The organism is Mycolicibacterium obuense, from assembly GCF_055397605.1.
In genome coordinates this window covers 1,978,565-1,999,381 of sequence record NZ_AP043663.1, presented here as the reverse complement: position 1 = coordinate 1,999,381, position 20,817 = coordinate 1,978,565, and the positions used below count along the sequence as shown (strand labels likewise).

Annotated in this window: 20 protein-coding genes; 3 read left to right on the top strand and 17 right to left on the bottom strand. The window is 67.6% G+C overall.

Features of this window, described 5'->3' with window-relative positions; genetic code table 11:
• Positions 1 to 1,014, top strand: a complete 1,014-nt coding sequence (locus ACZ50N_RS09510; RefSeq protein ID WP_464475217.1) for an NADP-dependent oxidoreductase — start codon at positions 1 to 3, stop codon at positions 1,012 to 1,014.
• Positions 1,015 to 1,016: 2 nt separating this feature from the next.
• On the opposite strand, the gene rlmN is transcribed toward ACZ50N_RS09510, so the two are convergent.
• The 5 genes from rlmN to ACZ50N_RS09485 form a co-directional block, all read right to left on the bottom strand.
• Complete coding sequence (gene rlmN, locus ACZ50N_RS09505; RefSeq protein WP_464475216.1) at positions 1,017 to 2,126, bottom strand: dual-specificity RNA methyltransferase RlmN; 1,110 nt, start codon at positions 2,124 to 2,126, stop codon at positions 1,017 to 1,019.
• 16 nt (positions 2,127 to 2,142) lie between these two features.
• Positions 2,143 to 3,024: a phosphatidate cytidylyltransferase gene (locus tag ACZ50N_RS09500; protein WP_464475215.1), complete on the bottom strand. Its 882-nt coding sequence runs from the start codon at positions 3,022 to 3,024 to the stop codon at positions 2,143 to 2,145.
• A gap of 1 nt (position 3,025) precedes the next feature.
• Complete coding sequence (gene frr / locus ACZ50N_RS09495) at positions 3,026 to 3,583, bottom strand: ribosome recycling factor (RefSeq protein ID WP_464475214.1); 558 nt, start codon at positions 3,581 to 3,583, stop codon at positions 3,026 to 3,028.
• Between the two features lie 55 nt (positions 3,584 to 3,638).
• Positions 3,639 to 4,391, bottom strand: a complete 753-nt coding sequence (gene pyrH, locus ACZ50N_RS09490; protein WP_046363461.1) for a UMP kinase — start codon at positions 4,389 to 4,391, stop codon at positions 3,639 to 3,641.
• A gap of 107 nt (positions 4,392 to 4,498) precedes the next feature.
• Positions 4,499 to 5,185, bottom strand: coding sequence for a class I SAM-dependent methyltransferase (locus tag ACZ50N_RS09485; RefSeq protein WP_464475213.1), 687 nt, complete (start codon positions 5,183 to 5,185; stop codon positions 4,499 to 4,501).
• Between the two features lie 37 nt (positions 5,186 to 5,222).
• On the opposite strand from ACZ50N_RS09485, the gene ACZ50N_RS09480 reads away from it, so the two are divergent.
• Complete coding sequence (locus ACZ50N_RS09480) at positions 5,223 to 5,648, top strand: MarR family winged helix-turn-helix transcriptional regulator (protein WP_464475212.1); 426 nt, start codon at positions 5,223 to 5,225, stop codon at positions 5,646 to 5,648.
• 180 nt (positions 5,649 to 5,828) lie between these two features.
• Here the strand turns inward: ACZ50N_RS09480 and ACZ50N_RS09475 are convergent, their stop codons facing one another.
• The 9 genes from ACZ50N_RS09475 to rpsB all read right to left on the bottom strand — a co-directional run bounded on the left by ACZ50N_RS09475 (position 5,829) and on the right by rpsB (position 16,938).
• Positions 5,829 to 7,841, bottom strand: coding sequence for a primary-amine oxidase (locus ACZ50N_RS09475; RefSeq protein WP_464475211.1), 2,013 nt, complete (start codon positions 7,839 to 7,841; stop codon positions 5,829 to 5,831).
• Positions 7,841 to 9,352, bottom strand: a complete 1,512-nt coding sequence (locus tag ACZ50N_RS09470; RefSeq protein WP_046363457.1) for an APC family permease — start codon at positions 9,350 to 9,352, stop codon at positions 7,841 to 7,843. Before ACZ50N_RS09470 ends, ACZ50N_RS09475 begins: the two co-directional genes overlap by 1 nt.
• 15 nt (positions 9,353 to 9,367) lie before the next feature.
• Positions 9,368 to 10,063: an ABC transporter ATP-binding protein gene (locus ACZ50N_RS09465; protein WP_048425330.1), complete on the bottom strand. Its 696-nt coding sequence runs from the start codon at positions 10,061 to 10,063 to the stop codon at positions 9,368 to 9,370.
• Between the two features lies 1 nt (position 10,064).
• Positions 10,065 to 10,631, bottom strand: coding sequence for an FtsX-like permease family protein (locus ACZ50N_RS09460; protein WP_133413223.1), 567 nt, complete (start codon positions 10,629 to 10,631; stop codon positions 10,065 to 10,067).
• Positions 10,628 to 11,803 (bottom strand): ABC transporter permease, encoded by a 1,176-nt coding sequence (locus ACZ50N_RS09455; RefSeq protein ID WP_048425328.1) that lies wholly within the window; start codon positions 11,801 to 11,803, stop codon positions 10,628 to 10,630. Before ACZ50N_RS09455 ends, ACZ50N_RS09460 begins: the two co-directional genes overlap by 4 nt.
• A 123-nt stretch (positions 11,804 to 11,926) precedes the next feature.
• Positions 11,927 to 13,333, bottom strand: coding sequence for an amidase (locus ACZ50N_RS09450; RefSeq protein ID WP_046363453.1), 1,407 nt, complete (start codon positions 13,331 to 13,333; stop codon positions 11,927 to 11,929).
• 51 nt (positions 13,334 to 13,384) lie between these two features.
• Positions 13,385 to 14,806: a sugar transferase gene (locus tag ACZ50N_RS09445; protein ID WP_464475616.1), complete on the bottom strand. Its 1,422-nt coding sequence runs from the start codon at positions 14,804 to 14,806 to the stop codon at positions 13,385 to 13,387.
• 448 nt (positions 14,807 to 15,254) lie between these two features.
• Positions 15,255 to 16,070, bottom strand: a complete 816-nt coding sequence (tsf, locus tag ACZ50N_RS09440) for a translation elongation factor Ts (RefSeq protein WP_046363452.1) — start codon at positions 16,068 to 16,070, stop codon at positions 15,255 to 15,257.
• A 10-nt stretch (positions 16,071 to 16,080) separates the two neighbouring features.
• Positions 16,081 to 16,938 (bottom strand): 30S ribosomal protein S2, encoded by an 858-nt coding sequence (gene rpsB, locus ACZ50N_RS09435; RefSeq protein WP_046363451.1) that lies wholly within the window; start codon positions 16,936 to 16,938, stop codon positions 16,081 to 16,083.
• 290 nt (positions 16,939 to 17,228) lie between these two features.
• Between rpsB and ACZ50N_RS09430 the strand changes: the two genes are divergently transcribed.
• The gene (locus ACZ50N_RS09430) at positions 17,229 to 17,729 is read left to right on the top strand and encodes a M23 family metallopeptidase (protein ID WP_464475615.1); all 501 of its coding nucleotides are present in this window, start codon (positions 17,229 to 17,231) and stop codon (positions 17,727 to 17,729) included.
• A gap of 3 nt (positions 17,730 to 17,732) precedes the next feature.
• Here ACZ50N_RS09430 and ACZ50N_RS09425 read toward each other — a convergent pair whose 3' ends face one another.
• The 3 genes from ACZ50N_RS09425 to ACZ50N_RS09415 form a co-directional block, all read right to left on the bottom strand.
• A complete protein-coding gene (locus ACZ50N_RS09425) occupies positions 17,733 to 18,635 on the bottom strand; it encodes a tyrosine recombinase XerC (RefSeq protein ID WP_046363449.1) in 903 nt (300 codons plus the stop codon).
• Positions 18,636 to 18,668: 33 nt separating this feature from the next.
• Positions 18,669 to 19,829, bottom strand: coding sequence for a lactate 2-monooxygenase (locus ACZ50N_RS09420; protein WP_464475210.1), 1,161 nt, complete (start codon positions 19,827 to 19,829; stop codon positions 18,669 to 18,671).
• Between the two features lie 72 nt (positions 19,830 to 19,901).
• Positions 19,902 to 20,747, bottom strand: a complete 846-nt coding sequence (locus tag ACZ50N_RS09415; protein ID WP_046363478.1) for a siderophore-interacting protein — start codon at positions 20,745 to 20,747, stop codon at positions 19,902 to 19,904.
• Between the last annotated feature and the right edge of the window lie 70 nt (positions 20,748 to 20,817).

Sequence of the window (20,817 nt, the reverse complement as noted above, 5' to 3'; positions counted from 1 at the left end):
GTGCCGACGCTGACGAACCGCCAGATCGTGTTGCGCCGCCGACCGCACGGACTCGTTGCGCCGGAGGACACAGAACTCGTCGAGACCAGTGCGCCCACCCCCGCCGACGGGGAGGCGTTGGTCCGCACCACCTATGTCGGCATCGACGCCGCGGCCCGCACCTGGCTCGACGACCAACCGAGCTACCTGCCACCGGTCGCCATCGGCGAGGTGATCCGAGCCGCAGGCATCGGCGTCGTCGTCGAATCGCGTTGTCCGGCTTATTCGGTCGGCGACGTGGTGACGACGCTGACCGGGTTCTCCGAGTACACGATCGTGCGCGACGACCTGTTCACCACCCCGGTGCCGGGGCCGGGTGAGCAGGTCGACCAGCGCGCGGTGATGTCGCTGTACGGGCCGACCGGCGCGACCGCGTACTTCGGGATGACCGGTATCGGCAAGCCCGCGCCCGGGCAGACCGTCGTGGTGTCCGCAGCAGGCGGGGCGACGGGTTCGGTGGCGGGCCAGATCGCCCGTATCGCCGGGGCCCGCGTGGTGGGCATCGCGGGCGGACCGGAGAAGTGCCGTGCTGTGGTCGAGGAGTTCGGTTTCGACGCGTGCATCGACTACCGCAACGAGGACCTGCCCGCAGCACTGAAGACGCACTGCCCCCGCGGCGTCGACGTGTACTTCGACAACGTCGGCGGACCCATCCTCGACGCAGTGCTCGGCAGACTGGCGCACAAGGCGCGGGTGGTGCTCTGCGGGGTCATCTCGAGCTACCTGACCGGTGAGCATCCGGGGCCGGCGAACTACGTCAACCTGCTTGCCAAGACCGCGCTCATGCAGGGCTTCAATGCCCTGGACGAGTGGGGGCGATTCGACGAGGCGTTCGCCGCACTGCGGCGCTGGGACGCCGAGGGCCTGCTGGTGCACCGCGAGCACGTCTACGAGGGCATCGAGTCCTGCGTCGACGCGCTCAACGGGCTCTTCACCGGAGCGAACATCGGCAAGACCCTGGTCCGCCTCGGCTGACGTCAGTCCTGCGCGGCCAATTGGCCACACGCAGCCGCGATCTCGCGGCCCCGGGTGTCGCGCACCGTGCACGAGACACCGCGCTCACGGACGCGGCGCACGAACTCCCGTTCCGCGGGCTTGGGGCTGGCGTCCCACTTGCTGCCCGGCGTCGGGTTCAGAGGGATCAGGTTGACGTGGGCGAGCGGCCCCAACGCGCCGTGCAATTTCTTCCCGAGCAGATCAGCACGCCACGGCTGGTCGTTCACGTCGCGGATCAGCGCGTACTCGATCGACACGCGGCGACCCGTCGCGTCGGCGTAGTAGCGCGCCGCGTCGAGCGCTTCGGTGACCTTCCACCGGTTGTTCACCGGCACCAGGGTGTCGCGCAGCTCGTCGTCGGGAGCGTGCAACGACAGCGCGAGCGTGACGTTGAGCTTCTCGTCGGCGAGCTTGCGGATCGCCGGGGCCAGCCCGACGGTCGACACCGTCACCGACCGCGCGGAGATGCCGAACCCCTGCGGCGGGGGCGCGACGATCCGCCGCACCGCGGCGACGACGCGGTTGTAGTTGGCCAGCGGCTCGCCCATCCCCATGAACACGATGTTGGACAACCGCGAGCCGTCCCGCTCCCGCAGCTCCGCAGCCGCCGACCGCACCTGCTCGAGAATTTCGGCCGCCGACAGATTGCGCTTGAGACCGCCCTGACCCGTGGCGCAGAACGGGCACGCCATGCCGCAGCCGGCCTGCGAGGAGATGCACACCGTGTTGCGATCCGGGTAGCGCATCAGCACCGACTCGAACGTCGTCTGATCCACCGCCCGCCACAACACCTTGCGGGTCTCGCCCGCATCGCACTCGATCTCCCGGGCCGCGGAAAACAGCGTCGGGAACAGCGTCTGGCCCACCTGTTCGCGCACCGCGGCGGGCAGATCCGTCATCTGCGTCGGGTCCGCGATCAACCGGCCGTAGTACTGATTGGCCAGCTGTTTCCCGCGGAACGCCGGCAGACCCAGCTCGGCGACCGCAGCCCCCCGCGCGGCCTCGTCGAGGTCGGCGAAGTGCCGCGGCGGCATCGCGCGGCGCGGGGCATCGAAGACAAGGGGCAACGGAGCCCCGGCAGAACCAGACATGACTGCAGCCAGTATCTCAGGCCAACAGCGTCAAAACGATCCATCCGGCCACCGCGGACGGCAGCATCGCGTCGATGCGGTCCATCAGACCGCCGTGACCGGGCAGCAGCGTGCCCATGTCCTTGATGCCGAGATCGCGCTTGATCTGCGATTCGACCAGGTCGCCGAGCACTCCGGTGATCACCAGCATCAGGCCGAGCGGGACGCCGACCCAGGCCGGCTTCCCGAGCAGGAACGTGACCGACACCACCGAGGCGGCGACGCCGAACACCAGAGATCCGCCCAGCCCCTCCCAGGATTTCTTCGGGCTGATCGCGGGCGCCATCAGATGCTTGCCGAACAGCACACCCGCGACGTAGCCGCCGATGTCGGCGAACACCACGGTCGCGATCACCGTGAACACCCGCACCCCACCGTCGTCGGCGAAGATCAACAGCGCCGTGAAGGCACCGAACATCGGTACCCAGGTGGCCAGCAGCACGGTGGCGGCGATGTCGCGCAGGTAGTTGACCGGCTGGCTGTTCAGGCCCTGCTTGAGCAGCCGCCACACCATCGCGACCACGATCGTGCCGCCATAGCCGCCGAGTAGACCGGCCACACCGAAGGGCCATGTCAGCCAGATCATCGCCTGGCCGCCGACCAGCAGCGGGATCACCGGGAGCACGTAGCCGTGCTCTCGCAGGCGCCGGATCACCTCGTGGGTCGCGATTGCCATGGCCGCGGCCAGCAGCGGCAACCACCAGATCGGGGCGAAGAGCAGGATGCCGATCGCCATCGCGCCGAGCACCACGCCCACCGCGATGGCGGCGGGCAGGTTACGGCCGGCGCGGGATTTCTTCTGCGTCGGTGGAACGTCGGTCGGCTGGTCTGCCACAGGAGTCGGTTGCTGATCGGTCACCTCAGACCTCCAGCAGCTCGCCTTCTTTGTGTTTCACCAGGTCGTCGATCTGGCTCGTGTACTGGGCGGTCGTCTTGTCGAGGTCCTTCTCCGCCCGGGTCACCTCGTCCTCGCCGGCGTCGCCGTCCTTCTTGATGCGGCTCAGTTCCTCCATCGCCTTGCGGCGAACGTTGCGCACCGAGACCTTGGCGTCCTCCCCCTTGGCCTTGGCCTGCTTGACCAGATCGCGGCGGCGCTCCTCGGTCAGCTGAGGAATGGAGACCCGGATGACGTTGCCGTCGTTGGACGGGTTGACGCCCAGATCCGAATTGCGGATCGCGTCCTCGATGTGGCGCAGCTGGTTGGCTTCGTAGGGCTTGATGACGACGAGCCGTGGCTCGGGGACGTTGATACTCGACAGCTGCGTGATCGGGGTGGCGGCGCCGTAGTAGTCGATGCTGATCCGGTTGAACATGCCGGGGTTGGCGCGACCGGTGCGGATGCCCGCCAGGTCGTCCCGGGCCACCGACACCGCCTTCTCCATCTTCTCCTCGGCATCGAAGAGCGTCTCGTCGATCACCTGAATCTTCTCCCGTCGCGTCGCTCGCCGGTCACATCACCGATCACATCACTGATCACGAGGTGGTGACCAATGTGCCGATCTTCTCACCTGCGACGGCGCGGGCGATATTGCCGTCGGTGAGCAGGTTGAACACCATGATCGGCATCTTGTTGTCCATGCAGAGGCTGAACGCCGTCGCGTCGGCCACCGCCAGGCCGCGGTCGATGACCTCGCGGTGCGTGATGGTCGTCAGCAGCGTGGCATCGGGATCGGTGCGCGGGTCGGCGGTGAACACCCCGTCGACGGCCTTGGCCATCAACACGACCTCCGCCCGGATCTCCAGCGCCCGCTGCGCAGCGGTGGTGTCGGTGGAGAAATACGGCAACCCCATGCCGGCGCCGAAGATCACCACACGGCCCTTCTCCAGGTGCCGCTGTGCGCGCAACGGGATGTAGGGCTCGGCAACCTGACCCATGGTGATGGCCGTCTGCACGCGCGTGGCAATGCCTTCCTTCTCCAGGAAGTCCTGCAGCGCAAGGCTGTTCATGACGGTACCGAGCATGCCCATGTAATCGGAGCGAGTGCGCTCCATACCCCGCTGCTGCAGCTGGGCGCCGCGGAAGAAGTTACCTCCGCCGATCACGACCGCCACCTGGACGCCGCTCCGGACCACTTCGGCGATCTGACGCGCGACCAGGGCGACGACGTCGGGGTCGAGACCGACCTGGCCGCCGCCGAACATCTCACCGCCCAGCTTGAGCAGTACGCGGGTATAGGCGGGCCTGTAGACCGATGCCGGGCCCCCGTTGGCTGTACCGTCCGCCATCCGACTCCTTCTCGCTCGCGCTTGGCCGCCCCCGAGAGTGCCGCGGACGGCTCCCCCATCCTGCCTCATCGCAGGCCGCGCGCGTCGTTCAGGGGCGCCCGGGTGTGTCAGCCCGCGTGCGCGGTCAGCAGCCAGGCGCCCACCGATGTGCGCCCTGACGCCTCATCGCGGATGTCCGCGCCGGCGAAGGCCGCGAAGTGCGCGGCGAAAGACTCCGGCACGTTGGCGTGGATGCGGGCGGGGCGGATGTCGTCGACCGTCCAGTACCGGCCGACCACCTCGCGCAACTCGGGCTCGGTGACCGCGTTGACCGGGCCGCCGGCGGGCATCGCGGCCCGATCGAAGACGAGCACGACGTACGTCGCCCCGGGAGCCGCGGCTCGCACGATCGACTGCTGGTAGCCGTCGCGCAAGTCCACCGGCATGGAGTGGAACAGCGTCGAGTCGATGATCGTGCCGAACTGGCCGTCGTAGCCGGTGAACGCACTGATGTCGGCCACGTCGAAGGTGGCATCACGCAGGCCGCGGCGGGCCGCCTCGGCGCGCGCGAGCTCGATGGCCGTCGGCGACTGATCCAGACCGACGGTGCGCAAGCCCCGTTCGGCGAGGTACATCGACACCGCCGCTTCGCCGCAGCCGGCGTCGAGCACATCACCATGACAGATGCCGGCGTCGATCAGCGCGCGGATCTCGGGCTGCGGCTCACCGATGCTCCACGGCGGCCGAGCGCCGGCCATCTCCTCGGCTTCGCCGCGGTAGGCGGCGTCGAACATCGCGTCACTGGGGTTCGTCATGCCATCCTTGGTATCAACTAGATTGATATGCGTCAAGATGGTTGACATGGGCGAGCGCGACGGCATCCCGCTGGGCTATCTGCTGCACCGGTTGGCCTCGGCGCTGCGTGCCGACGTGACGACCGCTGTCCTGGAGCCGCTGAATCTCAGCTTCCCGCAATACATCTGCATGCGGCTCCTGTCGCGGCAGCCCGGACTGTCCAACGCCGATCTGGCCCGCGACGTGATGGTCTCCCCACAGGCGATGAACATGGTGGTGCGCAGCCTGCAGGAACGCGGCCTCGTCTCGCGGCCGACCGCGGTCACGTCAGGCCGCGCGCTGCCCGCCGAGCTCACCCGCGACGGGCGGGCCCTGCTCGCGCGCACCGACGACGGGATTCGGGACGCCGAGCAGCGGGTGCTGGGGTCGCTGTCAGAGCGTGATCAGCGTGACCTGCGCCGCATCCTCTCCGCGCTGAGCTGACCCCCTCCCCGCGACAGTGCGTGTCTGCATGCGACACGACGTCCTCGACGCGAACTTCTCGCACGCTCACCCTTCAGGGCACCGCGTGCTCGTGCGCACCGCTTCGTGACGAGCGTGCACGTACTCCCGCCTGAACCGGGGGTGTCGGCCGCAGACACGCACGCTCGCGGGGATGGGCGGTCAGGACTCCATCGCGCGCTCGGCCACCGGCAGCCCGCTGTGGTTCATGTGGCACGCCTTGGGTGGTGACGGCGGCAAGTCCAACGCGGGGTTGCCGTCGAAGAAGCCGATCGGCTTGAGGTGGAAGCCCGCATAGGCACACGGCATCACCGGCCAGTCCTCCGGCCGCACCACGTGATGGGCACCGAGGGTGTACCAGAGCACCACATCCGTGTTCTCCAGCGGAGCATCGTCGGCAATGAACTCCGGCAGGCCCTGCGCGTCCGCCGACTGGTACATGTAGTCGCCCGCCGCGAACATCTCCTCGGGGTCGTATCTCGTCACCCACAGGTTGTGCTGCACGAACCGCGCGCGGTCGTAGATGTAGGAGCCTTCCTGCACCATCACCGGCACGATGTCCTTGGGCACCAGCTTGTAGGCCACCGGGCTGCCGAGTTCGTTGACTTTCTCCGGGTTGGTCACCTTCCAGTACCGCCCTGTCGACCAGTTCCAGTCGCGGGCCCCGTCAGCCTCCGACTCCACCAGTGTGTCCTGCACGATCCAGGCGTTGTGGTGTGGATTGAGCTCCGGATCTGGCTCCGGGATCGAATCCACCTCGTACACGCTGTTGTTGGGGCCGTCGACACTCATGTCGAGTCGGAAGTTGAAGAAGTGCTGGTGATTCGGACCGTAGATGCCAGGGGCGACCATCTTGCCCCACCGCGGAGTCTCGCCCTCGGCGACGGCACCGGTCGTCAGCACCCCGGACAGCTTCACCTCGACCTCGATCGAGGCGTCGTTGTACAGGTACCAGAAGAACCCGTACTCGTAGTTGCCGACGGTGCAGATCATCGAGATCACCAGCCGGCGCGACCGCCGGACCTCCACCTCCTCGGTGCGAAAGTCGGTGTGCTTCCAGGAGATCCCGTAGTCCTCCTCGTGCATGCAGATCGCGTTCGGGATCGTCACCGCGTTGCCTGCCGAATCGTTGACCGTGCCGTCGAAGTAGAAGATCTCGCCCAGACAGTCGCAGCCCAGCGTCAGCGGGTTGGCGGAGAATCCCATCCCCACTTCGCCCATGTCGAAGACGTTCTTGTTCCAGTGCGTCGGTGAGGTGTCCCCATAGGGCACAACCATTTCCGACAGCGATCCGCGGTAGAGGATCGGCCGGGTGACACCACGGTCGGTGTAGGTGACCTCGTGCAGTGTGACGCCCTCACGCGGATTGAACCCGATGCGCAGCGACCATTTCTGCCAGGTGACGTTCCAGCCGTCGACGGTGAAGCTCGGGCCGTCCGGCTGGGTGATCTCGATCGGCTTCACGTCGTCCCGGAACTGTGTGAACGCCGGTCGGTTGTTGGCGTCGAACATGAACTGCTCGGAGTAGTTGCCCGCCGTCGGCGGCATGGGCACCACCCCGTGGTCCTCCACGTCGAGCACGGTCATGGCATCGAGGTCGAACGTGACGATCAGCCCCTCGACCGGGCGGGCGTATCCGTGTTCCGAGGGCGCGGCACGCATGAACGTCAGCGGCCGGCAGATCAGCGCCGAGTTGTCGTAATGGTCTGCGCTACCGTAATAGCCGGCCGGCCACGGATCGATCATCGCGAGGCTGAAGTCGGTAACGCCACGCTTGCGCATCGCGTCCTGCCAGCGCGGATCCTCCCGGACCTTCTCCTCGACCCCGGTCATGTGCTCGACGAGGTAGGACGGGAACCGGCCCGGCACAGGCGTCCACGATTCGATGAGACGGGCGCCCAGGTTGACCACCGCCTCGTAGACCATCTTGGCCGCGGCGTCGTACATCGAGACGAACGCGCACCGGGCAACCTCGATGTCCGCGAAGGTCAGCGTGGGCGTCTTCGCCGGTTCCGCGAGGTAGATCATCACGAATTTCAGTGTCGGCGTACCGTATTCGCTCGACCGCACGATCTCAGCGGCCGCCTCGATCTCGGCGCCGGTGAGCGGATCGAGCGGATAACGGCCGACCGCGGCACCATCGTCGGCGCGCGTACGGGTGTCCTCCATCGTCATCAGACGGCCCCTTCTGTCTTGTCCTTGTCGGTGAGGTCGAAGACGGCGAGGTGCGCCAGCGAATCTTCCTTGGAGACCTTGTGCGCCGAACGCCGCCCGAAGACATAGACGATCAGGCCGAGCGCGAACATACCCAGGCTGATGCCGCCCACCCAGGTCATCCACGTCGCCGACGGCACGTCGATCCACGGGGTGACGAACGAGTAGTAGACGCCGCCGATGGTGGCCACCGTGCCCACCACGACGGTGATCCACACACCGACCATGCCGCCGGGGATGCGCCAGAACTGTTCGTTGGCATAGCGATCGGCGTACTTGCGGCGGGCGATGATCACAGGGAACAGGAAGAAGAAGCCCGACAGCAACCACACCGTCGACAGCCCGCCCTGCAGGTAGATCGTCACGTTGGCCATGCTGCTCTGCGAGTACAACCCGACCAGGATCAGCGACGAGATGACGCCCTGGATCAGGATCGCGGTCACCGGGTTACGGGTGCGCGGGTTGAGATGGGTGAACAGGCGCGGCAGATGCCGTTCCAGACCGGACACGAAGATCAGCCGGGAGTACGCCACCTGGTAGGTCATCAGCGCGACGATGATGATGAACGCGAGCACGACCGCGCAGACCTCCATCAGGCCGGGGAATCCGGCGACGTCGAGCATGCCGATCACGCCGGTCACCGGGTCGATCTCGTCGCTGGGCAGCGCCATCATGGTGCCCAGCGTGGTGAGCAGATAGATCGCGACGAGCGCGGCCGATCCCCACAGGATCATCTTGGGCCCGCTCTTGCGCACCGACAGGAACTCCGCACCCATGTTGTAGGGCGTCTCGACTCCGAGCAGGTACAGTAGCACCGTGCCATAGAGGAATCCGGCAACCGCGAAGTTCGGGACGGTGGCCTCGGCCCAGCTGAACGGCGTGCCCGAGCCGTTGTTGACCGCGAAGAGCAGTCCGCAGACGAAGATCGTCAGCGTCAGGACGCCGTACACCACGAAGACGATGTTCATGATCTTCTGATTGGCCGCCAGTTTCGCGAGAGCGAGGCCGATCACCGTCCACAGGATCACCAGCTGCAGGATGATGCTCGTGGTCAGACCGAGTTCGGTGTGGAAGGCGAGCAGCAGGAATTGCAGCACCACCGCCGGTGACGATGCGGCGTTGAGGATCACGGGAACCCAGGACAGGTAACCGCCGATGAATCCCCAGGTCTCGCCCATGGTGCGGGTGGCCCAGATGTACACCCCGCCCTGACCGGGCCACAGGTTGCCCAGCTCCACGACCGCCATGCCGGCCGGGATCAGGAAGGTCAGAATGCCCAGCACCCACATCGGGATGGCGGTCCACCCGCCGGCGGCCATCACCGACGATCCGGTGACCCAGCAGATGATGAACACGTAGGCCGCGGTGAGGCCGAACGTCGTCATCACCTTGGGCAGAATCTGTTCAGGAACCAGTTCGGTGGTCATCAAGGCGTCGCGCCCCACGGGCGGCGCGGGCTCGGTCTGCGTCATACGTTGTCTCCCAACTCAGTTGACGATCTGTCCGTCTTTCATCCGGACGACACGGCTCGCTTCGTCGGCCACCGTGGGGTCATGGGTGCTGGCGACGACGGTCACGCCCATCGTCGAGCAGAGCTCGCGCAGCAGGCGCACCACGGTCTCACCGGTGCGGTGATCCAGGTTCGCGGTCGGCTCGTCGGCCAGTACGAGTGCAGGGTTGCTGATCAACGACCGCGCGATCGCGGTGCGCTGCTGTTCGCCGCCCGACATCTTGGTCGGTTGATGATGGATCCGGTGGCCGAGGCCGACGAGTTCGAGGAGCTCGATGGCCCGCTGGCGCAACGCGTCGCGGTCGTACGGCTCGAACATCAGGGGCAGCTCGACGTTCTCGACCGCCGACAGGAAGGGAATCAGGTTGTAGCTCTGGAAGATGAAGCCGACCTTGTCGTGGCGCAGCGCGGCGAACTGGCTTTCCGTCAGGGTCGCGGTGTCTTTGCCGGCCACGGTCACGGTGCCCTTGGTCGGCCTGTCGAGCCCGCCGATGATGTTGAGCAGCGTGGATTTACCGCTTCCGCTCGGACCCATCAGGCACACGAACTCGCCCGGCATGACGGTGAGATCGGCTGCCATCAACGCCTTGACGACTTCGTCGCCGAGCTTGTGCAGCTTCCAGACATCCGAGATCTCGATGACGGGCGCGGGTGCGGGTGCGGGTGCGGTCATGTCAGCTTCCTTCGGTCAGCGATCGGATCGGAGGGCGTGACGCCGCTTTCCACGTCGGCGCGATGCTGGTGACCAGGGCGGCCACGATGCTGACGCCGACCGCCACCGCGGCACCGACTGCCGTTCCCGCGAGCGACACCCCTGTGCCGACCAGCCCGGCCATCGCCAGGACCACGGCTGTCAGCGCCGCCAGGGACGCACCGGCGAGAGCACCCACCACCGCAGCGATCGCGGGTTCGACGAGGAGCGCGGCGACCACCGGCGGGCGCGGAACACCGTTGGCGCCCAGCACACCGAGTTCCCGGGTGCGTTGCGTGACCGTTCTGGTGGTCGCGACCGCCACCTCGGCGACGCCGACCAGCAGCACGGTCACGGCGATCAGGGTCACCGCGTGACCGATCTCGTCGGCGTGCCCGAGTACCGCTGACTGCCTGCGGATTCCGTCGCTCATCCCGAAGACGAGAACCACGAGAAACGCGCCGGTGGCGGTGGTGACGGCCGGGAGCACCATGTCGCGCACACGCCGGCGGGCGGCGAGCCACCCGTAGGCCAGACCCCTGGTGATCATCGCGCACCCAGGAGCTCGACCGGCCGGTGTTGGAGCAACCGGTGTACGGGTACCAGCGCGCCGACGATGGCCATGGCGGGCAGGAACATCGCAGTCATGGCGATGCCCTGCAGCCAGGCCGTCACCGTGGCGATCCCCGGAATGACCAGAGCCACAGCGATTCCCGCGGCAGTGATACCCACCAGGTAGGCCGCCAGGAACACGATGGCGGACTCGACGAGGAAGAAGTAGAGCACTTCGTCCGCCAAGCCGATACTCGACATGATGCCGAACTCGCGACGGCGCTCGGTGACCGAGGCCAGGAACGACGACACGGCGATGACGAAACCCAATGCGAGGCCGATGGTGGAGATGAGACCGAGAGTCGACCCGGTCACCTTGCCGGAGAACAGAGCCGAGAACTTCTGTTCGAAAGTCAGCGGACCAGAACCGCCGACAGTGTCGTAGACGAGTCCCCTGCCCTGAGGGTCGGGGCGCACGGACGGATCAGGCGTGGCGGGCAGGCCCACCTCCGCGGCGAACGTCTGCGCCAGATCGCGACGCTTCTCGGATCCCGCGGGCGCCGACACGATCCACCAACCACTCTGTCCGACAACGCTTTCGGCCACCGACGTGGGCACGACAATGGATTCGCCGACGCCACGGACGCGGACCTGCAGAGCCTGCCCCCCGATGGTGACCCGGTCACCGTCAGCCAGGCCGAGGCGCTCAGCCGCACCGGTCGCCACCGCCGCCTCCCCGGTGGCGATGTCGTCGCGTCCGCGCAACGACACCGGCTGACCGCTCACCTCCGTGACGCCGGACAAGGTCCGGATGGCCGGCCATCCGACCGGGACGTCGATGTCGGGGGCCGGTCCGTCGGCGACGAGCGCTTCGACGTCGGGGTCGTAGTGCACACCGGCGGCAGGGACCACCCACAGGGCGCCGCCGTCGAGCACATCGGTGACCGAATCTTGGCCTGTGATAGCGAAACTCGCCGACACAGTGCGCACCACCGTGACGCACGCGATCGCCAGCGCGATCCCGAGCACCGACAGGATGAAGCGTTCGGGCCGGCGCCGGATGTTAGCCAGCGCAAACCGGATGAGGCACATCACGGTGTTCTGCGAGCCGACGGGCAGCCGTTCGGAGCGCATCACCGCCGGCGATTCGCCGACCCGACTGGTCTCCACGAGAGAAGATGGTGGGAGCCCTACGTAACGCTCAGCACCACCGGTGGTGTCGTCGGTGTTAATACGCCAGCGGCCCGGTTACGGCAGGGTGTACCGCACGCAACGGATTTCGTTGCCGAACCGTCAGCCAGAGATGGTGGGCCACGGTCGCGCGGCCTCGAGCTCGTAGGCGAGCTCGAGCAGCCGCGCGTCCCGCCCGAGAGGTGCGGAGAACATCATGCCGATCGGCAGCCCCGACGCCGAGCGCGCCAGCGGCAGCGACATCGCCGGCTCGCCGGTCACGTTCTGCAGCGGCGTGAACGCGACCCAGTCGATGAGCCGCTCGATCACCTGCTGGTAGTCAGCCGTCGGATCCAGATGTCCGATGCGCGGAGTGACGTCGGCCAGGGTGGGGGTCAGCAGCAGGTCGTAGGTGGAGTGCAGTCGCTCCGTGATCCGACGGGTGCGGGCGAGCCTGACCAATGCGGCGGGCAGACGCACCAGGTTGCCCGCGGCGTGCCGTTCGAGCCCGAGGGTGAGGCTGTCCAGCCGCGTGCGGTCGAATGTCTCGCCGAACGTGCGGCGGCCGCCGCGCACCAGCGCGAACGCGAGGAACGACCAGTACAGAAGAAAGTCGTCGATGAACCGTCGCGGTATCGGGTTGTCCACCACGGTGACTCGATGACCGAGCTCTTCGAGCAGCGCGGCAGTCTGCAGTGTGAGGTCGGCGATCTCCGGTGCGGAGTCCCGTGCGATCGACTGCGTGCACACCGCGATGTGCAGGCGGGCGGCGCCCGGGCCCCGGATGTCGCCGATGCGGGGCAGCTTCGGGTGGGCGACGGTGCGCTCCATTTCGCGGTAGAAGGCCGCGGTGTCGCGCACCGACCGGGTGAGCACCCCGTTGTGCACGATCTGCAGCGGCATCTGCCGCACGTTGCGATCCAGTGGTAGCCGACCCCGCGAGGGTTTGAGGCCGACCAGACCGTTGCACGCGGCTGGGATGCGGATCGAGCCGCCGCCGTCGTTGGCGTGGGCGATCGGGACGACACCGGCGGCGACGAAGGCGCCGGAACCCGACGACGACGCACCCGCGGTGTAGTCGGTGTGCCAGGGGTTGCGCACCGCCCCCAGCCGCGGATGCTCCGCCGACGCGCTGAAGCCGAATTCCGAGAGCTGCGTCTTGCCGATCGGGATCAGCCCGGTGGCCAGGTACGGTCGCGCGAAATCGCCGTCGTTCGCTTCGATGCGCGCCTGCCAGGCGTCCGCCCCCTCCCGGGTGGGCATGCCGGCGACGGCGACGTTGTCCTTGATGAACGTGGGCACGCCGTCGAAATAACCGCCGTAGGGATAGGCGAGCCGCGCGCGCGTGCGCGCTCGGTCGAAGGCCTCATGGGCCATACCGTTGAGCGCAGGGTTGACCGCTTCGGTGCGCGCGATGGCCGCGTCGACGAGTTCGGCCGCGGAGACCGTGCCCGCACGCAGGGCGTCCACGGCGCCCACCGCGTCCAGCGTGCCGAGGGCGTCGTCGGTGAAGGCGTCGATGCGGGTCATGGCGCGACGGTACCAGAGCGTACCGGCGCCGCTCGGACGGTCACACCGTCCTCATTCAGCGCGCTGCAGCACCGCCCCCACGGTCATCGCCAGGATTCTCCAGTCAAGCCACAACGACCAGTTCTCGATGTAGAAGTTGTCCCATTCGGCGCGGTCGGCGATCGAGGTCTGGCCGCGCAAGCCGTGCACCTGGGCCCACCCGGTCATGCCGGCCTTGACCCGGTGCCGGTCGCCATAGCGTGCGATCTGGGCGTTGAACAGGTCGACGTACTCCGGCCGCTCGGGGCGTGGACCGACCAGGCTCATCTCACCCCTAATCACATTGATCAGCTGTGGCAACTCATCGAGTGAGGTGGCCCGCATGATCTTTCCGATCCGCGTGCGGCGGTCCTCCCCCTCGACCCCGCCCGGCGCGCTGTCTGAGCGCCGCTCGAAGGACGCATCGGTGACGCTCGGCGGTCGCATCGAACGGAACTTGAGGCAGTCGAACACGCGGCCGTCGCGACCCACCCGGGCCTGGCCGAAGAAAATGGGTCCCGGTGAGCTCAGGCGGACCGCCAGCATCAGGGACAGGAACAGAGGCGAGATCAGCGCCAGTCCGATGCAGGCGAACATTCGATCCGAGAAGTGCTTCACCGCGAACTGCCAGCCGCGCGGGTCCGTGCTCGGTACCGAGATCAGTGGCAGACCACCGATGTGGTCGATGGTGGCGTGCACGCCGATGGTGTCGAAAATGCGCGGCACGATCCACACGGCCATCCCGTGCCGGTGGGCGACCTTGACGGCCGCGGTCATGGCTTCGTCGCGGGTGCGGGAAAACGCGACGATCAAGCATTGCGCGTGGGTGGAGTTGATGGCCTGCTCGAGATTGTCCAGCTTGCCCAGATACGGGATGGTCGACGGCTTGTCGCGATCCAGCCCCATCGAGGGCAGATCGTCGTCGATCAGCCCGATGGGCCGCAGCCCGTAGTTGGGGCTGACCTCGAGGCGCTCGACCACCTTGGCGGCGATCCTGCCGTTGCCGACGATGAGCGTCGGCGCGATCATCTTGTCGCGGTGGAACATGCGTGTCCGGACGGTGTGCCAGACGAGGCGGCCCAGCGGGATCAGTACCGCGGCGCACACCCACACCTGGGTCACCGCAGTACTGCGGGACCCCTCGATGGTCTGATTCAGGACGAGCCCGCTCAACATGAGCATCGCTGCGACTGTGATCAGAGCTTCTATTTTCGGCAACTCGTCGAGGAACGAGCGATTCAGCGACCGCTTGTACAGCCCGCGGATGGCGAACAGGCCGACCACCGTCGGCGCGAAGAAGCACATCACCAACGGTGACGGCAGCTGCTTGTGTGTGTAATTGGCGACCGTCATGCCGATCGCGACCGCCGCGGACCCGGTGGCCAGATCGATCGCCATGGCGATCAGAGGGGACCATGCTTTGCGGCGTCGAGCCGGTACGACCTCGGTCAGCATCGGTAGCTCCAACTGGCGCAGTCCGGCATCAGCCTTTGCCACTGGTGGAGCATCGATCACACCAGTCATTGCTGACCTCCCCCGATTGCGCTGTGCTGCACGAGTAGAGATTAACTCTCTCGGCGGCTCCACCGCGGCATTTGGCGTCAACGTCAGCGTTTAGACAACCTCGACAATGCCGTCAGAAAATTTGCTCTGCCACGGTCGCCAGCGGCGGCGGCAAAGCAGCGGAGTCCAGACTCACAGCCATCGGCAACGGGTGGAACACCGCGTTATTGTCGCGAACGCAACTTCTCGACCGATTTTTGCGATCGTGGCAAACATCGAGCGAGCTAAGAGCAGTTGCCGTCGGCGCTTCTACTCTCCTGCTGTGACGTCGCCGGAACTCGCCCACAACGCACGCGGCCCCCGGAACACAGTGTTCCGGGGGCCGCGTGGTGGCGCTGGGTCAGGCCTGACCGACCTCGAACCGGACGAACCGCGTCACGGTCACGCCGGCCTCATCGAGCAGAGCCTTGACGGTCTTCTTGTTGTCGGACACCGACGGCTGGTCGAGCAGCACGACATCCTTGTAGAACCCGGTGACACGACCCTCGACGATCTTGGGCAGCGCCTGCTCGGGCTTGTTCTCGTTGCGGGCCGTCTCCTCGGCGATGCGACGCTCGTTGGCGACGATGTCCTCGGGCACGTCCTCGCGGGTGAGGTACTTCGCCTTCAGCGCGGCGATCTGGAGTGCGACCGCGTGGGCAGCAGACTTGTCGTCACCGGTGTACTCGACCAGCACACCGACGGCCGGCGGGAGGTCGGCCGCGCGCTTGTGCAGGTAGGTCTCCACCTGACCGTCGAAGTACGCGACGCGGCGCAGTTCGAGCTTCTCGCCGATCTTCGCCGACAGATCGGCGATGACCTGCTCGACCGTGGTGTCACCGGCCTGAGCGGCCTTGAGCGCATCCACGTCGGTCGCCTTGGCCGCGGCGGCGGCGGCCACGATCTGATCGGCCGCGGCCTGGAACTCGGCGTTCTTGGCGACGAAGTCGGTCTCGGAGTTGAGCTCGATCAGCGCACCGTCCTTGGCGGCCACCAGACCTTCGGCGGTCGCACGTTCGGCACGCTTGCCGACGTCCTTGGCGCCCTTGATGCGCAGCAGTTCCACGGCCTTGTCGAAGTCACCTTCAGCGTCGACGAGCGCGTTCTTGCTGTCCATCATTCCGGCGCCGGTCAGCTCCCGCAGGCGCTTGACGTCGGCAGCGGTGTAGTTAGCCATAGATGTGTTCCTAGGGATTCTGTGCGGGGGTGGGTTCGGTCTGGATGTCGGCCTCGGGCGTCCCGGGCGCGGCACCGGCAGCGGTCGGCGAGGCGGTGGCGCCGGCGAGCAGCTCCTGCTCCCACTCGGCGAGCGGCTCGGCACCCGCGCCGTCCTGGCCGGCCTCGGTCTTGCCGGCACCCGAGCGGGCCTGCAGCCCCTCGGCCACCGCGGCCGCGACGACCTTGGTGAGCAGGGCAGCAGATCGGATGGCGTCGTCGTTTCCCGGGATCGGGTAGTCCACGACGTCGGGATCGCAGTTCGTGTCCAGGATCGCGATGATCGGGATGTTGAGCTTGCGCGCCTCCGCGACGGCGAGGTGCTCCTTGTTGGTGTCGACGACCCAGATCGCCGACGGAACCTTCTGCATGTCGCGGATACCGCCGAGCGAACGCTCGAGCTTGTTCTTCTCGCGGGTCAGCATCAAGATTTCCTTCTTGGTGCGACCCTCGAAGCCACCGGTCTGCTCCATGGCCTCGAGTTCCTTCATCCGCTGAAGGCGCTTGTGCACGGTGGAGAAGTTGGTGAGCATGCCGCCCAACCAGCGCTGGTTGACGTACGGCATGCCGACGCGGGTCGCCTCTTCGGCGATGGATTCCTGCGCCTGCTTCTTGGTGCCGACGAACATGATCGATCCGCCGTGGGCGACGGTCTCCTTGACGAACTCGTAGGCCGAGTCGATGTAGGTCAGCGTCTGCTGCAGATCGATGATGTAGATGCCATTGCGGTCGGTGAAGATGAACCGCTTCATCTTGGGGTTCCAGCGTCGGGTCTGATGCCCGAAGTGGGTGCCGCTGTCGAGCAGCTGCTTCATGGTCACAACAGCCATGGTTGTTCCGTACCTTCAGTTGTCGGTTGTCGTCCGGCATCGGGTGAGCCGGACCCTGGCGACTGCTTCGATGCCGGACCCGAAGGAATCGGGACCGCCCGGCATACAGGTGACGAACCGCGAGGGGCTCGTGCAGACGCGCGAAGTCAGCCCGCGCAAGCGAGCTGCGGTGAGAAGTTTACACGCCCGGACGAGGTGGTTTGACCACGCTAATCAGGACGCCGAGCAGCCATCCCCAGCCGCTGAAGTGGGCCTGGAACGGTAAGCCGCGTCGCGGTGCACTGGCTGCGATGCGCATCCTGTCCGTACTACTTCTCTGCGCCGTGGTGGCGGCAGCGTCTGCCCAGGTACCCGCGGCGGCCGACGGTACCCGGCTGGAATGGCCGTTGCGGCCGCGGCCGGCGGTGGTTCGGGCGTTCGATGCTCCGCAGCGGAACTGGCAGCGCGGACACCGCGGTGTCGATCTGGCCGGTTCCGTCGGACAGGCCGTGCAGGCCGCGGCGGCCGGCACGGTGGTGTTCGCCGGCGAACTCGCCGGCCGGCCGGTGGTCTCGATCGCGCATCCGGGTGGGCTGCGCACCAGCTACGAGCCGGTGCAGGCCGTGGTGCGGGCAGGGCAGCTGGTCAGCGCCGGGTCCGTGATCGGCGCGCTCCAGCCGGGACACGCGGGATGCGCGGCACCGGCGTGCTTGCACTGGGGCGCCATGTGGGGCCCGGCGGCGCGCGCCGACTACGTGGACCCGGTGGCATTGGTGGTGACGACGCCGATCCGGCTCAAACCGCTGCGCTGAGCGTCACGCCCGGGGATGTGCCTGGTCGTGGACCGCGCGCAGCCGGGCGACGGTGACGTGGGTGTAGAGCTGCGTGGTGGCCAGCGTGGAGTGACCGAGGAGTTCCTGCACGACGCGCAGGTCAGCGCCGCCCTCGAGGAGGTGGGTGGCGGCGCTGTGCCGCAGCCCGTGCGGGCCGATGTCGGGGGCGCCGCTGACGGCGGCCACCGTCTGGTGGACGACGGTGCGGGCCTGTCGGGGGTCGAGGCGGCCGCCGCGGGTGCCGAGCAGCAATGCCGGGCCCGAGGCCGACGTCGCCAGTGCGGGCCGCCCGTCGGTCAGCCAGGACATCAGCGCCGCGTGTGCCGGATGTCCAAAGGGGACGGTGCGTTGCTTGTTGCCCTTACCGAGCACCCGCAGCACCCGACGGGAGGTGTCGATGTCGTCGATGTCGAGCCCGCACAGCTCGCTGACTCGCATACCGGTGGCGTACAGCATCTCGACGATGAGCCGGTCACGCAGGGCGACGGGATCACCCTGCTCGGCGCCGGAGCTGGCGGCGTCCATCGCGTCGACGGCCTGGTCCTGACGCAGCACCGACGGCAGCGTGCGACGTGCCTTGGGCGCCTGCAACCGCACGGAGGGGTCCTCGTCGAGCAGGCCGCGGCGGGCCGCCCACGCCGTGAACGTCTTGACCGCCGAGGCGCGCCGCGCCAGCGTGGTCCGCGCCGCCCCCGCCGACGCCTGCGCGGCCAACCACGAGCGCAGCACCGGCAGGGTCAGCCCGCGCAGACCCGCGTCGGAGTGACGCCGGGAGAGGAAGTCGAACAGTGAGCGCAGATCACCCAGGTAGGCGCGCCGGGTGTGCTCGGAGCGGCCACGTTCCAGCGCGAGGTAGGTGTCGAACTCCTCGAGAATCGCCTCCACGCAGGTCACGGTGACATCGAAGGGGTTCTGGCTCTACAGGACGCGCCGCAATGTGTCCGGAGTGAGATCAGCCCGTGTCGGATAACCGTCGACGGCCATCGTCAGGTCGGTCTCGGCCAGCAGCGAGCGCAGAACGTGCACCACGCCCTCCTCTCCGCCGATGGCCAGCCCGTAGGCGTAGGGTCGCCCGACCCCGACCGCGGTGGCGCCCAGCGCGAGCGCCTTGACGATGTCGGTGCCGCTGCGGATGCCCGAATCGAACAGCACCGGCAGGCCATCGGCGGCAGCCACCACGTCGGGCAGGCAATCGATGGCGGGCAGCCCGCCGTTGGCCTGGCGGCCGCCGTGGGTCGAGCAGTAGATGCCGTCGACGCCGCCGTCCTTGGCTCGGCGCACGTCGTCGGGGTGACAGATCCCCTTGAGCACCAGCGGAAGATCGGTCAGCGATCGCAGCCAGGGCAGGTCGTCCCAGGTCAGCGGGTTACCGAACAGCCCGACCCACTTGAGCACCGCGGCCTGCATGTTCTCCTCGGGCGGCTGGACGAGGCCGGCGCGGAACACCGGGTCGCTCATGTAGTTGGCCAGGCAGCGGCCGCGCAGTTGCGGGAAGTTCGACGTCGACAGGTCACGCGGGCGCCAGCCGGGAATCCAGGTGTCGAGGGTGACGATGATCGCCTTGTATCCGGCCTTCTCTGCACGCTGGACCAGGCTGGCGGCCAGGTCCCGGTCGGTCGGGGTGTAGAGCTGGAAGAACCCGGGGGTGTCGCCGAACTCGGCGGCGACGTCTTCGAGGGGGTCCTCGGTCAGGGTGGACACCGCCATCGGTACGCCGGTCCGCGCCGCGGCACGGGCGGCGGCGAGATCGCCGTGCCCGTCTTGGGCGCAGATGCCGATGACACCGACGGGCGCCATGAACAGCGGCGAGGGCAGGCTCAGCCCGAACAGGTCGACCGAGAGGTCGCGCTCCGTCGCGCCGACGAGCATGCGCGGCATCAGACCCCAGCGGTCGAAGGCGGTGCGGTTGGCCCGCTGGGTGTTCTCGTCGCCGGCACCGCCGGCGACGTAGGACCAGATGGACGGCGGCATGGCGACTTCGGCTTTGGCTTCCCAGCCGGCGTAGTCCATGGGCAGGGTGGGCTGCACGCCCGAGAGGCCCTGCAGATAGATCTCGTACTGGTAGTTACCGAAAGTCATGGCCCCACCCTGCCATCGGCGTCCGGGCCGGTAGCGGAGTTTGGCCAACCGGTCACCCGGTCGCCACCTCCGCTACCCAGCTTCTGAGGCGGCCAGCTCGCGCTTCCACTCGCGGAAGGTCTCCTCGGTGCGGCCGCGACGCCAGTATCCCGAGATCGACGACGCCCACTTGGCGTCGATGCCACGTTCCTTGCGGATGTAGGGCCGGAGGTTGTGCATGACGGCCTGCGCCTCGCCGTGGATGAACACCTGCACCTGTCCGGGTAGCCACGGCGCTTCCTTGACGGCGGTGATCAGTGGAGCGTGATCGCCGGCCTGGTCCTCGAGCACGAGGTCGGCGCGTCCGCCGCGGAACACCCATCGGATGTCCACGCTCTCGGGCGCGGTGAGTTCGATCATGTCCTCAGGGCCCGCCACCTCGATGACCGCCTGACCAATCGCGTTGTCGGGCAACGCTTCGAGCGCCGCGGCGATGGCCGGCAGCCCGGCCTCGTCGCCGGCGAACAGGTACCAGTCGGCGGCCGGGTCCGGAGCGTAAGCGCCACTGGGTCCCATCACGAAGAGCCGTTGGCCGGGTTGCGCATGTGCAGCCCAGGGTCCCGCGACGCCGTGCTCGCCGTGGACGACGAAGTCGATGGTGATCTCGCGCTTCTCAGCGTCGGCGCGGCGCACGGTGTACGTGCGGACCGTCGGCCGCTGCGCGGGCGGCAGCGCCGAGAAGCTGTCCAGTGTCAGGGGTTGCTCGAGCGCTTCGGCGTCCACCTCGTCGTCGACGAACACGAGCTTGACGTAGGCGTCGGTGTAGTCGTTCGGCGAGAACGTGTCGAAACCCTTGCCGCCGAGTACGACTCGCACGACGTGCGGGCTGAGCTGCTCGGTCCGCACGACTTCGAAGGTGTGTACCGGACGTCCTGCCACCTGACCGCCTTCCCTGCTGATGTCGCGCGCCGGGTGGCGCCCCATCGACTATACGAGCGGCGCCGGCGAC